This is a genomic window from Halomonas sp. BC1, from assembly GCF_002078135.1.
Taxonomy (GTDB): domain Bacteria; phylum Pseudomonadota; class Gammaproteobacteria; order Pseudomonadales; family Halomonadaceae; genus Vreelandella; species Vreelandella stevensii.
On sequence record NZ_LFGS01000015.1, the window covers coordinates 317,504 to 318,674 of the forward strand.

A 1,171-nucleotide genomic window follows, 5' to 3' on the forward strand; every position below is an offset into this window, starting at 1 on the left:
AAAAAGAGAACGGCCTGGCAGGCAAGCTTTCCACCACTATCGACCAAATGCTCAGCAACAATGGCGTGGTCAAGCTGGCCATTAGCGGCGCAGAAACCCGCATTAAAAGCCTGGGCGAGCGCTTCGAGCGCATGGAAAAATCCATTGAAGGCACCATTGCCCGCTACCGCACCCAGTTCAGCCAGCTGGACGCCATGATCGCCCAGATGAACAGCATGAGCAGCTACCTCACCCAGCAGTTCGACGCCATGGACTACCAGCTAGGCCGCAGGCGCTAAGCCACCCCAGCACACACCCAGCCCCCCTTTTGGGGGGCGTTTCGCATCTGGAGCACACACTGCCAGCCTGAAGGCCAGCCACCGTGGGAGGCGGCTTCAGCCCGCGACCGATTTACCCCCATCCCCAAATAGCTCCACTCCTTCAGTTACCAAAAATTACACAAATCTCTGCACTTCTCCCTAAAGAATCTTTCCCGCATGCCGTTAATTAATACAACGGCGCTTCATGTCGCCGAACAGCGGGCCTTCCGGCCAGTTCACACGCAAGGAGAATCACCATGTCAGTGATCAACACTAACATCACTTCCATGATTGGCCAGTCCAATCTGACCAAGAGCCAGAACGCCCTGCAAACTAGCATGGAGCGTCTCTCCTCCGGCCTGCGCATCAACAGTGCCAAAGACGACGCCGCCGGTCAGATCGACCGTATCTCCAAGGAAACCAACTTCAACGGCGTTAACGTCGGCCTGAACAGCCTGGATGTGACCAAGCTTCCGCGCACCGTGGCGTCGATGGTACCGTTATCCAGCACGGTAGCACTAATTACTTGCAAACAACTACCGCAAGTGGAGAGTTGGGTGCCGTGCAGAACCGTTTCGAAGACTCCATCACTAACCTGCGGACTACGCGGTGGAAGTGGCCAACATGACCAAGGCGCAGATTCTGCAGAACGTGCTGTCACTGCTGGGTTAATCTGACGGGAGCCTAAGGGTTCCCGTTTTCAATATATAGGAGATACTATTTTGTCTATTTCTCACGCTGAAAAAATCGAATCAAAAAAGAAAATCGATGATCTTGTCACTAAGGTTATTGCAAACTCCATGATTGCCGGGTCTATGTCGGGAAAAACCGAACAAGAAAAGGAAGAAATTGATAGCCTTTTTAACAAAATA

The 1,171-nt window shown here is 52.8% G+C and carries 1 protein-coding gene and 1 pseudogene; both read left to right on the forward strand.

Annotation, left to right across the window (positions count from 1 at the left end; genetic code table 11):
* A partial coding sequence (gene fliD, locus B7L72_RS12825; RefSeq protein WP_176212884.1) for a flagellar filament capping protein FliD occupies window positions 1-278 on the forward strand: 278 nt, incomplete at its 5' end.
* Between the two features lie 278 nt (window positions 279-556).
* Window positions 557-697 (forward strand): annotated as a pseudogene (locus B7L72_RS12830) (flagellin N-terminal helical domain-containing protein); the annotation flags it as partial.
* Window positions 698-1,171: the final 474 nt, after the last annotated feature.